12 protein-coding genes, 1 tRNA gene and 1 pseudogene are annotated in these 12,952 nt (G+C 60.1%); 13 read left to right on the forward strand and 1 reads right to left on the reverse strand.

The window, feature by feature from the left end:
- The first annotated feature begins 370 nt into the window (after positions 1-370).
- From RG836_RS17395 to RG836_RS17430, 8 genes and pseudogenes are all read left to right on the forward strand, one after another.
- The gene (locus tag RG836_RS17395) at positions 371-2,593 is read left to right on the forward strand and encodes an AsmA family protein (RefSeq protein ID WP_310847853.1); all 2,223 of its coding nucleotides are present in this window, start codon (positions 371-373) and stop codon (positions 2,591-2,593) included.
- Positions 2,590-3,657, forward strand: a complete 1,068-nt coding sequence (gene mutY / locus RG836_RS17400; protein WP_310847854.1) for an A/G-specific adenine glycosylase — start codon at positions 2,590-2,592, stop codon at positions 3,655-3,657. The genes RG836_RS17395 and mutY overlap by 4 nt, the downstream gene beginning before the upstream one ends.
- Positions 3,654-3,926 carry an oxidative damage protection protein gene (locus tag RG836_RS17405; RefSeq protein WP_175376539.1) on the forward strand — a complete coding sequence of 91 codons (273 nt, stop codon included), beginning with the start codon at positions 3,654-3,656 and terminating at the stop codon, positions 3,924-3,926. Before mutY ends, RG836_RS17405 begins: the two co-directional genes overlap by 4 nt.
- A gap of 103 nt (positions 3,927-4,029) precedes the next feature.
- Positions 4,030-4,105, forward strand: a tRNA-Phe gene (locus tag RG836_RS17410).
- Positions 4,106-4,336: 231 nt separating this feature from the next.
- A pseudogene (locus tag RG836_RS17415) lies at positions 4,337-4,681 on the forward strand (DUF1016 N-terminal domain-containing protein); the annotation flags it as partial.
- Between the two features lie 102 nt (positions 4,682-4,783).
- A complete protein-coding gene (locus tag RG836_RS17420; protein WP_310847856.1) occupies positions 4,784-5,746 on the forward strand; it encodes an alpha/beta hydrolase family protein in 963 nt (320 codons plus the stop codon).
- 38 nt (positions 5,747-5,784) lie between these two features.
- Positions 5,785-6,201: a hypothetical protein gene (locus RG836_RS17425; protein ID WP_310847857.1), complete on the forward strand. Its 417-nt coding sequence runs from the start codon at positions 5,785-5,787 to the stop codon at positions 6,199-6,201.
- Between the two features lie 6 nt (positions 6,202-6,207).
- Positions 6,208-6,660: a hypothetical protein gene (locus RG836_RS17430; RefSeq protein WP_310847859.1), complete on the forward strand. Its 453-nt coding sequence runs from the start codon at positions 6,208-6,210 to the stop codon at positions 6,658-6,660.
- A gap of 74 nt (positions 6,661-6,734) precedes the next feature.
- Here RG836_RS17430 and gabP read toward each other — a convergent pair whose 3' ends face one another.
- The gene (gene gabP / locus RG836_RS17435; RefSeq protein WP_310847861.1) at positions 6,735-8,126 is read right to left on the reverse strand and encodes a GABA permease; all 1,392 of its coding nucleotides are present in this window, start codon (positions 8,124-8,126) and stop codon (positions 6,735-6,737) included.
- A 560-nt stretch (positions 8,127-8,686) separates the two neighbouring features.
- Here gabP and RG836_RS17440 point away from each other — a divergent pair.
- The 5 genes from RG836_RS17440 to RG836_RS17460 all read left to right on the forward strand — a co-directional run bounded on the left by RG836_RS17440 (position 8,687) and on the right by RG836_RS17460 (position 12,886).
- Positions 8,687-9,460 carry an ABC transporter ATP-binding protein gene (locus tag RG836_RS17440; RefSeq protein WP_310847863.1) on the forward strand — a complete coding sequence of 258 codons (774 nt, stop codon included), beginning with the start codon at positions 8,687-8,689 and terminating at the stop codon, positions 9,458-9,460.
- Between the two features lie 13 nt (positions 9,461-9,473).
- The gene (locus tag RG836_RS17445; RefSeq protein ID WP_310847864.1) at positions 9,474-10,220 is read left to right on the forward strand and encodes an ABC transporter substrate-binding protein; all 747 of its coding nucleotides are present in this window, start codon (positions 9,474-9,476) and stop codon (positions 10,218-10,220) included.
- Between the two features lie 77 nt (positions 10,221-10,297).
- Positions 10,298-10,993 carry an ABC transporter permease gene (locus RG836_RS17450; RefSeq protein ID WP_310847866.1) on the forward strand — a complete coding sequence of 232 codons (696 nt, stop codon included), beginning with the start codon at positions 10,298-10,300 and terminating at the stop codon, positions 10,991-10,993.
- Positions 10,990-11,679, forward strand: a complete 690-nt coding sequence (locus RG836_RS17455; protein WP_310847868.1) for an ABC transporter permease — start codon at positions 10,990-10,992, stop codon at positions 11,677-11,679. Before RG836_RS17450 ends, RG836_RS17455 begins: the two co-directional genes overlap by 4 nt.
- Complete coding sequence (locus RG836_RS17460; RefSeq protein ID WP_310847870.1) at positions 11,660-12,886, forward strand: methyltransferase; 1,227 nt, start codon at positions 11,660-11,662, stop codon at positions 12,884-12,886. Before RG836_RS17455 ends, RG836_RS17460 begins: the two co-directional genes overlap by 20 nt.
- Positions 12,887-12,952 lie beyond the last annotated feature (66 nt).

A 12,952-nucleotide genomic window follows, 5' to 3' on the forward strand; every position in this document is an offset into this window, starting at 1 on the left:
GGCCACAGCCCTTGTGGGACGCCGCTGGCGACCTTTTCTTGACGCCAAAATTTACTGATCGATTGCTGCCACCGACAATCATCCCATCGCACCGCGTCGCTTGGGATTTGTCCCAAATAGACGTGCGAAAAATGACTCGCTGCCGGGCCAACATGAAAAAACCGGATGAACCAAGGGCCAAAAATGCCGTCGCAACCCGGCAGGCATGCGCATTTGCAAAGCCTCGACCGGCACCTCGCAAGCGAGTCGCTGGTGACTGAAACCAAGCCGTTGCGGACGCCGCTTGTAACATGAGCTGACCGATCGTCAGTTTCGCGGCGCTATACTCCCCGGCTAAATTACGAATTCGACGACTACAAGGACTTCGCCCATGAAAGCGTTCGGCAAAATCCTGGGGCTGGTACTTCTCGGGCTGTTGCTGGTCATCGTGGCACTGGGCTTTGCCCTGACCCACCTCTTCGACCCCAATGACTACAAAGAAGAGATCCGCCAGATCGCCCGCGACAAGGCACACATCGAGCTGACGCTGAACGGCGACATCGGCTGGAGCCTGTTCCCGTGGCTCGGTCTGGAACTGCACGAAGCCAGCGTTGCCACCCTGATCAAGCCCACCGAACCCTATGCCGACCTGCAAATGCTCGGCCTGTCGGTGCGGGTATTGCCGCTGCTGCGCCGCGAAGTGCAAATGAGCGATGTGCGCGTCGAAGGCCTGAACCTGCGGCTCAACCGGGACAAAAACGGCCATGGCAATTGGGAAGACATCGGCAAACTACCGGACACTGCTGGCGCCACGCCCGCCGGTACGCCAGCGCCTGCTGCGCCGCAAGCCCCCGCCGAAGCCGAAAAACCACCGCAACCCATTCGCCTGGACATCGACAGCCTGACGGTCAATAACGCGCGGGTGGAATACACCGACGAACAGACCGGCAAGAATTTCACCGCCGAAAGCATCCAGTTGAGCACCGGCGCGATACACGATTCCACCGACATCCCGGTCAAACTCACCGCATTCCTCTCGTCCAACCAACCCGCCATGCGGGTGCGTACCGAACTCAGCGGGGAAATGCGCATCGCCCGGGCGCTGCAGCGTTACCAGTTCGAAGACATGAAGCTGTCCGGCGAAGTGACTGGCGATCCACTGCAAGGCAAGACCATGACCTTCGCTGCACAAGGCCAGGTGCTGGTGGACAAGGCAGCCAATGTCGCCGAGTGGACCGGGATCAAGATTTCCGCCAACCAGTTGCGTGCGCTGGGTGAACTGAAAGTCAACGACCTCGACAAGACGCCGCAGATCAGCGGCGGCCTGTCGATTGCACAATTCGACCTGGCAAAATTCGTCGACAGTATTGGCCAGACGCTGCCGGCGATGGGCGAAGGCAGCCTGAGCAAGGTCGAACTGGTCAGCCGCGTGGCCGCCACGCCGACCAGCCTGTCGCTGGACAACATCAACCTCAAGCTCGATGACAGCTCCTTCAGCGGTCGCATCGCGATCGAGGATTTCGCCAAGCAATCGCTGCGCGCAACCCTCAAGGCCGATACGTTCAACGTTGATCGTTACTTGAAGCCAAAATCCGCCGAGGCCACCAATGCGACCCAAGCACGTCAGGCCGAGGTCGCCAGCACCGAAGCCGACGCCATGGCCGGCGCCGGTACCACGCCGCTACCTGACAAACCCACCAAAGGCGCCTGGAGCACCGAGCGCCTGCTGCCGGTGGAACGCCTGGCCAAACTCGATGTGGACGCTGACTTGAGCTTCGGCCAACTGACCCTCGACAAACTGCCGATCCAGAACGCCACGCTCAAAGCCACCGGCCAGGGCGGATTGCTTACCCTGCAAGACCTGCGTGGCGAGTTGTACAACGGCAACTTCAACGCCAAAGGCACGCTGGACGTGCGCCAGCCGGTGCCGGCACTGAGTATCCAGACCAGCATCAGCCGCGTGCCGGCAGAGAAAATCCTCGAAAGCCAGGGCAAGAATCCGCCGGTCAAAGGTCTGGTGACGCTCAACAGCAACCTCACCGGCAACGGCAACAGCCAGAAAGCCTTGATCGAAACCCTCAATGGCAATGCCAGTTTCGTCATCAACAATGGCGTATTGCTTAACGCCAACCTTGAGCAGCAGTTGTGCAAAGGCATCGCCACGCTCAATCGTAAATCCCTCAGCGGCGAACCGCGGGGCAAGGACACGCCGTTCCAGGAGCTCAGGGGCAATCTGACGTTCCGTAACGGTGTCGCCAGTAATCCAGACCTGAAAGTGCGCATTCCCGGCATGACCGTCAACGGTGATGGCGACATCGATTTGCGCGTGATGGGCATGGACTACCGCGTCGGCATCGTCGTTGAAGGCGACACCAGCGCCATGCCGGATCCGGCCTGCCAGGTGGGTGACAAGTTTGTCGGCATCGAGTGGCCATTGCGCTGCCGCGGTCCGCTGGAACTGGGCGCCAAGGCCTGCCGCCTCGACAATGAGCGCATGGGCCAGGTCGCCACCAAACTGGCCGGCGACAAGATCAGCGAAAAAATCGACGAAAAATTAGGCGACAAAGTCAGCCCGGAACTGAAAAACGCACTGAAAGGGCTGTTCAAACGATGAGAGCGGAGCAGTTCTCCAGCGCGGTACTGGACTGGTACGACCGCCATGGCCGTCACGATTTGCCCTGGCAACAGGGCATCACGCCGTATCGGGTGTGGGTCTCGGAAATCATGTTGCAGCAGACGCAAGTCAGCACCGTGCTCAATTACTTCGACCGGTTCATGGCTTCGCTGCCCACGGTCGAAGCCCTTGCTGCCGCGCCGGAAGACGAGGTGCTGCACCTGTGGACCGGCCTCGGTTACTACACCCGCGCGCGCAACCTGCAGAAAACCGCGAAGATCGTCGTCGCCGAACACGGCGGCGAGTTTCCACGGGATGTGGAAAAACTGGTCGAGTTGCCGGGCATTGGCCTGTCCACCGCCGGTGCCATCGCCAGCCTGAGCATGGGCCTGCGGGCGCCGATCCTTGATGGCAACGTCAAACGGGTGCTGGCGCGGTTTACCGCTCAGGAGGGTTATCCGGGCGAGCCTAAAGTCGCCAAGCAGTTGTGGGCCAACGCCGAACGCTTCACCCCCCATGATCGCGTCAACGCCTACACCCAGGCGATGATGGACCTGGGCGCTACGCTCTGCACCCGCAGCAAGCCGAGTTGCCTGCTGTGCCCGCTGGAAAAAGGCTGCGAAGCACACCTGTTGGGTCTCGAGACTCGCTACCCAATCCCCAAACCGCGCAAAACGATTCCGCAGAAGCGCACGCTGATGCCGATGCTGGCCAACCGCGACGGCGCCATTTTGCTTTATCGCCGCCCGTCGACCGGCCTGTGGGGCGGTTTATGGAGTTTGCCGGAACTCGATGACCTCGACGATCTGCAACACCTGGCACTGCAACACTCATTGCAATTGGGCGAGCAACAAGCGTTGCCAAGCCTGGTGCACACCTTCAGCCACTTCCAGTTGGCGATCGAGCCCTGGCTGGTTCAGGTGCAAGAAGCCGGTCATCACGTGGCCGAGGCCGACTGGCTCTGGTATAACCTCGCCACCCCGCCGCGCCTGGGCCTTGCTGCCCCGGTCAAAACCTTGCTCGAACGCGCGGCCGCCGTCTTGAACGCAGGAGAGTTGTCATGACCCGCACCATCATGTGCCGCAAGTACAAAGAAGAATTGCCAGCCCTGGAGCGCGCACCGTTTCCCGGTGCTAAGGGCCAGGACATTTTCGATCACGTCTCGGCCAAGGCCTGGGCTGACTGGCAGAAGCATCAAACCCTGCTGATCAACGAAAAACGCCTGAACATGATGAACGCCGAAGACCGTAAATACCTTCAAGGCGAGATGGACAAGTACTTTTCCGGCGAGGAATACGCCAAGGCCGAAGGCTACGTGCCGCCGTCCGAATAACCCCGTTTCATCGGGGGTCGCTTCGTAAGCGACGGTAATAGTTAAATTTTTTTTGAAAACTTGCTTGACGACCCCCTGAAAAACCCGTTTAATGCGCCCCGTTGCCCAGATAGCTCAGTCGGTAGAGCAGGGGATTGAAAATCCCCGTGTCGGCGGTTCGATTCCGTCTCTGGGCACCAAATACCGAAAACCCTGAATCGCAGATTCAGGGTTTTTTTATGCCCGGCGTTTGGTGACACAGGCTTGGCGAATCGGACCACAGGCCATGAAGCCTGTAGATGACTCGTCAGCAGCACTCAGCCGGCAGACTATTCCAACCTTTCTCGCCGCGTTGTCAGCAACGCCCGGCATCGCACCCACTCCCCTTTTGTCATTCTTTTCTGCCCTCTGTCCCGGATGCAGAAAATCTCATGCCCCTGCTGAAAACTGACAACAACCAAGACCCCCATATCAACTCCCTGCTCGGTGAACTCGGCAGCCTGATCCGCGAGGCGAGGCAAACCGTTATGCGCGCCGTTGACACGGCCCAGGTGCAAACCTGTTGGCAGATCGGGCGGCATATCGTTGAGTTCGAGCAGGAAGGAGCGAGTCGGGCGGTCTATGGAAAACAACTGTTAGTGACGCTCGCCAAATCGCTGACAGCGCAGTTTGGCAAAGGATTTGACGCGTCCAACCTTCGTAACATGCGCTTGTTCTACATGGCTTTCCCAATTTGTGACGCACTGCGTCACGAATTGAGCTGGACCCACTTCCGGTTTGAAGAGCGCTTGCTCAACCAAGCCCAATAGCAACAAGCCAATTGTCCACGCAGCTCGCGCAGACTATGGTTGGCAACTACCCGCAAAGGTCCACAGTCGATGAATGTGCAGGACTCGGCCGCACCGCCCTGCGCTCCAACCGAGCGCGTTCAGCCCAGCCCGGCGTCCGGCGAGCCGTTCCAGGAAACAGCGGCCGACGGCTACCGCCTCGGTGGTTTTATCTGGCGCCACGGCGTGCCAGACCCGACGCGCCCAGTGGTGATCATCAATGCCGCCACGTCGGTGCGCTGCCGGCACTACTCGCGTTTTGCCGCTTACCTGTTCGCCAATGGCTTCGATGTCATTACCTACGACTACCGGGGCATCGGCGAGTCTCGTCCGGCCTCGTTGAAGGGGCTCAGGGCCTCGTGGAGCGATTGGGGCGCGCTGGATTTCGAGGCGATGCTCAAACGCGCACAACGGGAGTTTGCGGGGCAACCGATTGATGTGGTCGGGCACAGCTTCGGAGGCTGCGCGGTAGGCCTGGCGGCGTCGGGCAGGTCAATCCGACGCGTGGTGACGGTTGGCGCGCAATTCGCCTACTGGCGTGACTATGCTGCAGCGCATCGCTGGCGAATGTTTGGCAGATGGCACGTGATCATGCCGCTGCTGACGCTGCTCTGCGGCTATTTCCCGGGCAAACGCCTCGGCTGGCTGGAAGACACTCCCGCCGGCGTCGTACGTGACTGGAGCACGCCCACGCCGCGCTATGAGCGACGCCCCAGCGGTCAGGAGCAGCATGTGCAGAACTTCGCCGCCGTCAGCGCGCAGCTGCTGGCGATCAGTATCAGCGACGACCCTTACGGGACGATTCCGGCGATCGAGCGGTTGCTTGCCTACTTTACTGGCGGCGACCGAACCCACTGGCGAATCACGCCCGAAGACATCGGCCAAAAAGAAGTCGGACATTTCGCCTTTTTTCGCAGCGCATACCAAGCCACACTATGGCCCATTGCACTGTCCTGGCTGCAAACCGGCGAACTGCCCCCCGACACACCGGGGCGACCGGTGCCGCGCCGCTAAGCGACCTGCCCTCTCAACTGGAACACGGAACATCGCCCATGGCCTCCGCCAACAAGCAGCAAAAACGCGCCACCCGCGCCAAAGCCAAGGCCAAGCAGAACCGCACTCAGCGGGCGGCCGCGCCGGTCGAGCTGGACCCGAACGATGACCGCATCGACTTCGAGTCGGTCGACCTGACCGATCTGTTCAAAAAAATGATCGATGCCGAAAAGACCAGCCAGCAAGCCATGTGCATGGCCTTCCTCGAAGACCCGTTACTGACGCTGGTGTACGAACAAGAAGGTGAGGAAGGCGCGATGGACTTCATCCTCGCCGCACTGATCGAGTACCGCCAATGGTCCACCGAGGCGGATGAAGCCGCGGCCCTGGCCTGGATCGAATCCCCAGCCTTCCAGAAAGACTACGTGGCAGCGTCCGACGTCATCGCTGCACAAAACCCACAGACACCGACCTGAGTTCCCATGGCCTCTCTTAACAAGCAGCAGAAGCGCGCCAAGCGCGCAAAGATCAAAGCCAAACAGATCAACATGTTCGGCCGCAAGCCCGCCACGCTGGACGACGACCTGGGCGACATCGGCGAGCCGATCCCGGAATACACCCTGGCGATGTTCAGCAAAATGCGCGACGCCGAGGCCACCAGCCGCTACGAGATGCTGATGATCCTGCTGAATGAACTCAGCGCAATCATCAATGACCACCCCGAACTGCTGGACATGGAAAACGCCGACAACGAAGCCATGGCCGCCACTCACCTGGCCGCCGACATGCTGATCGACTACCGCATGTGGGCAGACGGCATGGACCGCGACACCGCCCAGGCCTGGCTTACCCACCCGCAATTCATCACCGACTTCGGCGCTGCGCTGGACAGCTATCGCCAGTCGCTGGAAGCGCAGGAACAAAAGGCCGAATAAGCGCCTGAGCACAAAACAAAAAACGGCCGCCAGTCATCCCTGACTGCGGCCGTTTTTACGTCAAGCCAGGTGAATCAGCTCAACACCACCGCGCCACGCTTTTCCGCCTTGCGCCGACGCGCGACGATCAGGCCGGCGGCGACCACCAACACGCTCAGCAGGCCGGTCGCGAGAATCTCCACGCGATGGGCGTCCTGGAACAGCATGATGGTCAGCACTGCGATGATGAAAGCGATCACGGCGTAAGTCAGGCCCGGGAACAGCCACATGCTGAAGGCGATTTTCTCACCGCGTGCCACTCGCTGTTTGCGCATGCGCAGTTGCGAGAAGGCAATCACCAGGTACACCAGCAATGCGATGGCGCCGGAGCTGGCCAGCAGGAAATCAAACACCGCCGCCGGGGCGACGTAGTTGGCGAACACCGCCAGGAACGCTGCACCGGTCGACAGCATCACCGCCCAATACGGGGTTCCGCTTTTGTTGGTACGTTGCGACACAGCCGGGGCATCACCGCGCTTGCCCAGCGAGAACATCATGCGCGACGCGGTGTACAGCGCCGAGTTCAGGCAACTGGTGACGGCAACCAGCACCACGATATCGACGATCAACTTGGCGTTCGGGATGCCCATGCGCTCAAGCACGGTTTGATACGAACCGACGCTCGCCAGGACCGGGTCGTTCCACGGCACCAGCGACACCACGATGAAAATCGACACCAGGTAAAACAAACCAATCCGCCAGATCACCGAGTTGGTGGCCTTGGAGATTTGCTGGCCAGGGTTCTTCGATTCAGCCGCCGCAATGGTGACGATCTCGGTGCCCATGAACGAGAACATGGTAGTCAGGATCGCCGCCAGCACCGCGCCCATGCCGTTAGGCAGGAAGCCTTGCGTGTCGAACAGGTGCGAAACGCCGCTGACCTGGCTGTTTGGCAGCAAGCCAAAGATCGCCGCGATGCCCAGCACAATGAAACCGATAATCGCGATGACTTTGATCAGGGCGAACCAGAACTCGAATTCACCGTAATTCTTGACGCTGAACAGGTTGGTCACCGTCAGCAGCAATGTGATCACCAGGGTAAACACCCAGATCGCCACGTCAGGGATCCAGGCATGCAGGATGGTCGCAGCGGCGTTGGCCTCCAGCGGAATCACCAACACCCAGAACCACCAATACAACCAGCCGATGGTGAAACCGGCCCAGTGGCCAATTGCACGGTCGGCGTACGTCGAGAAGGAACCGGTATCCGGCGACGCCACGGCCATCTCGCCGAGCATGCGCATCACCAGCACCACCAGGGTACCGGCGGCGGCGTAGGCCAGCAGCACGGCAGGGCCCGCTGCAGCGATGGCATGGCCAGAGCCGACAAACAGGCCGGCACCAATCACCCCGGCAATCGAGAGCATGGTCACATGACGCGGTTTGAGCCCCTGTTCGAGGCCATTAGAGCTTTGGGTACTGCTCATTGAAACTACCTTTGTAAGGGAAAGCGAATGCGGTCGCCCGGTTCGGAAGCCTTCTCGTAAAAAGAATCCAACGGGGCGTTTCTTATTCTGCACGCAATAATTGCGCCAAAATGTTGCACGAACCGGTAGGACGCGGCCTACAGCGCGACCGGACGGTCATCGCAAGTCATTGAGATTAATGGCTATTAGCCAGAGCGTTACCCTGCGACTCACTTCTTAAACGAAACGGCGCACTATAAAAACACTTAAAGACACACTTTCGCACACTAAAAGTGCATTCCGGCCGTCTTCGGCCGGTTAACGCTTCACACCCCAGGCCAAAGCTGGCACCATCGCGCCTTTTTTCACGCCAGGCCTGCGATCTACACCGGCAAGCCGGCATCTAATACGCCTTGTTGTTGATGGCGCGACAGTCTGCTGCGCCAATGCGACAACTCATCATCGTTGCGCCGCCCGGCGTCCGGGGCCGGTTGGCTGGCATTCAGACGCTATGCTAGCGTGGCCGCTTCGTCAGGACGGCCATCCAACAGCAGGAGCGCACTAGTTAATGAGGAACCCACATGGCTGAGGCCACGCCCGCGCTGGAAATCCGCAACTTGCACAAACGCTACGGTTCGCTTGAGGTGCTCAAAGGCATCTCGCTGACCGCCCGCGACGGCGATGTGATCTCGATCCTGGGTTCCTCCGGGTCCGGCAAGTCGACTTTCCTGCGCTGCATCAACCTGCTGGAGAACCCGCATCAGGGCCAGATTCTGGTGGCGGGTGAAGAACTCAAACTCAAGGCCGCAAAGAACGGCGAACTGGTGGCCGCCGACGGCAAACAGATCAATCGCCTGCGCAGCGAGATTGGTTTTGTGTTTCAAAACTTTAATCTGTGGCCGCACATGAGCGTGCTCGACAATATCATCGAAGCCCCGCGCCGCGTGCTTGGCCAGAGCAAGGCCGAAGCCATCGAAGTCGCCGAAGCCTTGCTGGCTAAAGTCGGCATCGCTGACAAGCGACACGCCTATCCAGCGCAACTCTCCGGCGGCCAGCAGCAACGCGCGGCAATCGCCCGCACTCTGGCGATGCAGCCCAAAGTCATCCTGTTCGACGAGCCCACTTCTGCGCTTGACCCGGAAATGGTCCAGGAAGTACTAAATGTGATCCGCGCCCTGGCCGAAGAAGGCCGAACCATGCTGCTAGTGACCCACGAAATGGGTTTTGCCCGTCAGGTGTCCAGCGAAGTGGTGTTTTTGCATCAGGGCGTGGTCGAAGAGCAAGGATCGCCACAGCAGGTGTTTGAAAACCCGCTTTCGGCGCGCTGCAAACAATTCATGTCCAGCAACCGCTAACGGAGCTACCCGCATGCAGAATTACAAAAGAATCTTCCTGGCCGCCGCCGTTACCCTGGCGTTCAGTGCTGGTGCCGTCGCCGAAACCCTGAAGATGGGCGTCGAAGCGGCCTACCCGCCGTTCAACAACAAAGATGCCAGCGGCAATGTGGTGGGTTTCGACGTCGATATCGGCAACGCGCTGTGCGCCAAGATGAAAGTCGAGTGCACCATCGTCACGTCTGATTGGGACGGCATCATCCCGGCGCTGAACGCCAACAAATTCGACTTCCTGATCTCCTCGATGTCGATCACCGAAGAGCGCAAGCAAGCGGTGGACTTCACCAACCCGTACTACTCCAACAAGCTGCAGTTCATTGCGCCGAAGAACGTCGAATTCAAAACCGACAAGGATTCGTTGCAAGGCAAAGTCATCGGCGCCCAACGCGCTACCCTCGCCGGCACCTTCCTCGAAGACAACATGCCGGGCGTCGAAGTCAAACTCTACGACACCCAGGAAAACGCCTACCTCGACCTGACCTCCGGTCGCCTGGACGGCATCCTCGCGGACAAATATGTCAACTACGAGTGGCTGAAAAGCGACGCCGGCAAGCCTTACGAATTCAAGGGCGACCCGGTGGAAGAAAGCGACAAGATCGGTATCGCTGTACGAAAAGGCGATGCCATCCGCGAGAAGCTGAACGTCGCCCTGAAAGAAATCGTCGCAGACGGCACTTACAAGAAGATCAACGACAAGTACTTCCCGTTCAGCATCTATTAATAGCTGAGCGGCCTGACCCGGCGCCGTCGTTGACCGCGCCGGGTATTGAAAGCCTGCTGCGACCTGACTAAACACCCATGACTATCGATCTCTACGGATTCGGCCCGGCGCTTGCCGCTGGCGCGCTGATGACCGTCAAACTGGCACTCTCGGCGTTATGCCTGGGGCTGGTGCTTGGCCTGCTCGGGGCCTTGGCCAAGACGTCGCGATACAAGCCGCTGCAATGGCTGGGCGGTACGTATTCGACCCTGGTACGCGGCATTCCAGAATTGCTCTGGGTGCTGTTGATCTACTTCGGCACCGTCAACCTGATGCGAGCGTTGGGTCAGTTTTTCGGCAAACCCGACCTCGAACTGAATGCCTTCGCCGCCGGAGTGATCGCCCTCGGCTTGTGTTTCGGCGCCTACGCCACTGAGGTGTTTCGCGGCGCGATCCTGGCCATTCCCAAAGGCCACCGCGAAGCCGGCGTCGCACTGGGGCTGTCGAAAACCCGCATCTTCACCCGTTTGATCATGCCGCAGATGTGGCGCATCGCCCTGCCCGGCCTGGGCAACCTGTTCATGATCCTGATGAAAGACACCGCGCTGGTCTCGGTCATCGGCCTGGAAGAAATCATGCGCCATGCGCAAATCGGCGTGACCGTGTCCAAGCAACCGTTCACCTTCTATATGGTCGCCGCGTTCATGTACCTGGGCCTGACCATTTTGGCCATGATCGGCATGCACTTTCTGGAACGACGCGCCGCTCGCGGCTTCGCGAGGAGCACCCAATGAACTGGGAAGTCATCATCAAATGGCTGCCGAAACTGGCCCAAGGCGCGACCCTGACTCTGGAGCTGGTGGCCATTGCGGTGATTGCCGGCCTGCTGCTGGCGATCCCGCTAGGCATCGCCCGGTCGTCACGTCTGTGGTACGTGCGGGCATTTCCCTACGGCTACATCTTCTTTTTCCGCGGCACACCGTTGCTGGTTCAACTGTTTCTCGTCTATTACGGCCTCGCACAGTTCGATGCGGTGCGCACCAGCGCTCTGTGGCCGTACCTGCGCGACCCGTTCTGGTGTGCCACCGCCACCATGACCTTGCACACGGCCGCTTACATTGCCGAGATCCTGCGCGGCGCCATCCAGGCAATCCCGCCGGGGGAAATCGAAGCGGCGCGGGCCTTGGGCATGTCCAAACCCAAAGCCCTGTTTTACATCATCCTGCCCCGCGCGGCGCGTATTGGCCTGCCGGCGTACAGCAACGAAGTGATCCTGATGCTCAAGGCCAGCGCCCTGGCCAGCACCGTGACCTTGCTGGAGCTGACCGGCATGGCCCGCACCATCATCGCCCGCACTTATTTGCCGGTGGAGATCTTCTTCGCCGCCGGGATGTTCTATTTGCTGATGGCCTATGTGCTGGTGCGCGGCTTCAAGCTGCTGGAGCGCTGGTTGCGCGTCGATGCCTGCCAAGGTCGCTGACGGCACGGTGCTGACGGGCGATGCGCTGCTCGCCCGATTCACTGCGCTTGATGCTTTCCTCTGCGAGCATCAAGCGCTGTGGAAACCGCGACCGTTTACTCATCTGCATTTAGCGTGGGAAACGTCCTACCCAGAGTTGGCGCACTGGCTACGCCAGCGCTCCCTGGAAGACGCCGAAGCCAGCCACAACCACCCGGAATTACTCGACGCGCCGGCGCCGTTCCCGTCCCTGGCGACGCAGTCCATTGAACTGAGCGCCGTAGGACTATTTCCCGCTGCTGGTTTGGCCACGGCCCGCCATCGCTTGAACGTCGACGTGCCCGGCCGCAAATGGCAACAGATCGAAGCCTTTGCCGGGCGTCTTGATTTTGCGCACGCCCCAACGCACTGGCTGGATTGGTGCGCCGGCAAAGGTCATCTCGGCCGTCGTCTTTTAGCCGATACGCAACAACTCACCTGCCTGGAACACGACCCGGCGCTGGTCGCGAGCGGTCAGGCACTCAGCCAGCGCCATCACCTGCGCGCACTGCACGTCGAGCAAGACGTGCTCGCCCCTGGCGCAGCGGCGTTGTTGAACGCCGAACACACGCCGGTAGCCCTGCACGCGTGCGGCGATCTGCATGTGCGCTTGATGCACTTGGCCAGCGGCGCCGGCTGCCGGCAATTGGCGATTGCCCCGTGTTGCTACAACCGCATCGGGACCACGGACTACCAACCACTTTCCGACGCCGCCAAGGCATGCGCCTTACAACTATCGCTCGAAGACCTTGCACTGCCGATGAGCGAAACCGTCACCGCCGGCGCCCGTGTCCGCCGCCAGCGCGATACCTCCATGGCGCGACGCCTGGCCTTTGACCTGCTGCAGCGGCAACTGCGCGGCATCGATGAGTATTTGCCCACGCCTTCGCTGCCCAGCGCCTGGCTGGATAAACCGTTCGCCGATTACTGCCGCGATCTGGCGCAAATAAAAGAGTTATCCACAGTGGGCGCGCAAAACTGGTCTACGCTGGAATCGGCTGGCTGGCAGCGATTGGCGCAGGTGCGCAACCTGGAACTGCTGCGCGGGCTGTTCCGACGGCCACTGGAGATTTGGCTGAATCTGGACCGAGCACTTTTCCTACAAGGGCAGGGTTACAACGTGCGGCTCGGCCTGTTCTGTGAAACACCCCTGACACCCCGGAATCTGCTGCTTCTGGCTGAGCGCTAACCTGAGCGCCTGCCTGTGGATAACTCTGTTGATGAAAACTTTACAGGCTCAATAAAAACACTGATT

This window comes from Pseudomonas rhizozeae (assembly GCF_031583775.1).
GTDB lineage: Bacteria > Pseudomonadota > Gammaproteobacteria > Pseudomonadales > Pseudomonadaceae > Aquipseudomonas.